Origin of the sequence: Serratia sp. (in: enterobacteria), from assembly GCF_046715635.1 — a bacterium.
Classification (GTDB): domain Bacteria; phylum Pseudomonadota; class Gammaproteobacteria; order Enterobacterales; family Enterobacteriaceae; genus Chania.
Map to the genome: position 1 here is coordinate 1 of NZ_JBKJYW010000107.1, position 3,178 is coordinate 3,178.

The 3,178-nt window shown below is 54.3% G+C and carries 3 protein-coding genes; all 3 read left to right on the forward strand.

The genetic code is table 11. The annotated features are described in order from the left end of the window. Positions 1 to 773: molecular chaperone DnaJ (locus tag ACLQ7H_RS05210; protein WP_411751756.1), on the forward strand; the 773-nt coding region annotated here is incomplete at its 5' end. 243 nt (positions 774 to 1,016) lie between these two features. Next, positions 1,017 to 2,183, forward strand: a complete 1,167-nt coding sequence (nhaA, locus tag ACLQ7H_RS05215) for a Na+/H+ antiporter NhaA (RefSeq protein ID WP_411751757.1) — start codon at positions 1,017 to 1,019, stop codon at positions 2,181 to 2,183. Between the two features lie 179 nt (positions 2,184 to 2,362). Beyond that, the coding region (nhaR, locus tag ACLQ7H_RS05220; RefSeq protein ID WP_411751758.1) for a transcriptional activator NhaR at positions 2,363 to 3,178 on the forward strand (816 nt) is incomplete at its 3' end.

Consider the following 3,178-nt stretch of genomic DNA (forward strand, 5'->3'; position numbering starts at 1 on the left):
ACATGGATCTGACGCTCGAAGAAGCCGTGCGTGGCGTGACCAAAGAGATCCGTATTCCAACGCTGGAAGAGTGTGATGTCTGCCATGGCAACGGTGCCAAGCCGGGCAGTTCGCCGGCAACCTGTCCAACCTGTCATGGTCAGGGCCAGGTGCAGATGCGCCAAGGGTTCTTCACCGTGCAGCAGGCTTGTCCGCACTGCCACGGGCGTGGTCAGATCATCAAGGATCCGTGCAATAAATGTCACGGACATGGCCGCGTAGAGAAATCCAAAACCCTGTCGGTGAAAATTCCGGCGGGCGTAGATACTGGCGACCGCATCCGCCTGGCGGGTGAAGGTGAAGCCGGTGAACACGGCGCGCCGGCAGGGGATCTGTACGTACAGGTTCAGGTGAGCGCTCACCCGATCTTCGAACGTGAAGGCAATAACCTCTACTGCGAAGTGCCGATCAACTTTGCGATGGCTGCCTTGGGTGGTGAGATTGAAGTGCCAACGCTGGATGGCCGCGTCAAGCTGAAAGTCCCGGCGGAAACTCAGACCGGTAAACTGTTCCGCATGCGTGGCAAAGGGGTGAAGTCGGTACGGGGTGGCAGCCAGGGTGACCTGCTGTGCCGCGTGGTGGTAGAAACGCCGGTGAGCCTGAACGATAAGCAGAAGCAGCTGCTCAAAGAGCTGGAAGAGAGCCTGGGTGGCCCTTCTGGGGATAAAAACAGCCCGCGTTCGAAAAGCTTCTTCGACGGTGTGAAAAAGTTTTTTGACGACCTGACTCGTTAATCAACGCTTCCCACGTGTCCATCCTCAAACCCCGGCCACCCAAGCCGGGGTTTTTCTTTGCTGCAAAACTCATTGTCGATATCCCTATAAAAAATGTGACATAAGATCTAAATTGATCGGTTTTTTCGAGTTGTTTTGCATTTATAAACTGCTTTTTTCGATGTTATTCCTCATCTATACTCGTTGCATTGTCTGGAAACCAAGGCGTATTCACGCCTGGTTATTTTGCTGGAGTGACGTACTGTGACTACTATTATTCGTCAATTTTTGCGTCAAGAAGCCGCTGGCGGCATTATTCTGATCGCTGCCGCCGTGGTGGCTTTGATCATGGCTAATACCCCCGTACAGGGGCTGTATCAGGCCTTCCTTAACTTACCCGTGGCGGTCAGTATCGCCTCGCTGGACATTGCCAAACCGCTGCTGCTGTGGATTAACGACGGTTTAATGGCCATCTTCTTCCTGGTTGTCGGGCTTGAGGTCAAACGCGAACTGCTGCAAGGCTCGTTGGCCGGGCGTGACAAAGCTATCTTCCCGGCGATTGCGGCCCTAGGTGGTATGCTGGCTCCGGCGTTGATCTATCTGTTGTTCAACGGTGCCGATGAAGTCACTCGCCAGGGTTGGGCGATCCCGGCGGCAACGGATATTGCCTTTGCCTTGGGCGTGATGGCCTTACTGGGCAACCGGGTGCCGACCAGCCTGAAAGTATTCCTGCTGGCCTTGGCGATTATCGATGACCTTGGGGTCATCATCATTATCGCGTTGTTCTACACCCATCAGGTCTCGATGGTGGCATTGGGCGTTGCAGCTGCCGCGATTGCGGTATTGGCAGTGATGAACTGGCGGGGAGTGGGTAAGACCTCGCTGTATATGATGGTTGGATTGGTGCTGTGGGTAGCGATCCTCAAGTCAGGCGTTCACGCGACGCTGGCGGGGGTGATTGTCGGCTTTATGATCCCGCTGAACGCCAAGAGTGAGCCTTCGCCCTCTGAAACCCTGGAGCATGAGCTGCACCCTTGGGTCGCCTTCCTGATCCTGCCGCTGTTTGCCTTTGCCAACGCGGGTGTGTCGCTGCAAGGGGTGTCCCTGAGCGGGTTGACTTCACTGTTGCCGCTGGGGATTGCTGCCGGGCTGTTTATCGGTAAGCCACTGGGGATTTTTGTTTTCTGCTGGCTGGCGGTTAAGCTGGGGATCGCACGTTTGCCGCAGGATATCGGCTTTAAACAGGTGTTTGCCGTGGCCGTGCTCTGTGGTATTGGTTTCACCATGTCGATTTTTATTGCCTCATTGGCTTTCGCCGATGCGGATGTGGCTCTCAGTACCTATGCCAAATTAGGCATACTATTGGGATCGACCAGCGCTGCGGTAGTGGGTTACGGCCTGCTGCGTTTTACTTTGCCTCGCAGTCGATGACCTTTGTGTTGACGCCTTGTTGCTGAAGGGCGATTACAATAGTAGCGGTAGCGTGGCTTCGTCAGCCGCGCTGCACTTGGGATAAAGATGACTTTGTGTTGTCTGAAATTTAACGATAGGGAGTTTGTCGCTCATCACGGCAGACCGTTTGCCGATGAGAAACCTAAGGAGAGAGCGTTTTGAGAATGTCTCATATCAATTTTAACCATCTGTATTATTTCTGGCAGGTCTGCAAGGAGGGGTCGGTAGTAGGTGCGGCAGAAGCCCTGTTCCTCACGCCGCAGACCATCACCGGCCAAATCAAGGCACTGGAAGAACGGCTCAACGGTAAGCTGTTCAAGCGCCAGGGGCGTGGGTTGGTACCTTCCGAGCTAGGCCAATTGGTGTTCCGCTATGCCGACAAGATGTTTATGCTCAGCCAGGAAATGCTGGATATCGTCAACTACCGCAAGGAGTCCAACCTGCTGTTTGACGTGGGCGTCGCGGATGCGCTATCCAAACGTTTGGTCAGCCAGGTATTGGAAACCGCGGTGGTGGTGGACAATGAGCAAATCCATCTGCGCTGCTTTGAATCAACCCATGAGATGCTGCTTGAGCAACTGAGCCAGCATAAGCTGGATATGATCCTGTCGGATTGTCCGGTCGATTCCAGCCAGCAGGAAGGTTTGTTTTCACTTAAGCTGGGCGAGTGTGGGGTCAGCTTCTTCTGTCGTCAGCCGATACCCGATTTGCCGTTTCCAGCCTGTCTGGAACAGCGTCGTTTGCTGATACCGGGAAGGCGTTCGATGTTGGGGCGTAAGCTGCTCAACTGGTTTAACACGCAAGGTATCAAGGTCGAGATACTGGGAGAGTTTGACGATGCGGCCCTGATGAAGGCTTTTGGCCTGTACCACAATGCGATCTTCGTGGCGCCAACGCTGTATGCGCTGGATACCTATAGCGATGATGACGTGGTAGAGATTGGGCGTGTCGACAGCGTGCAGGAAGAGTATTAC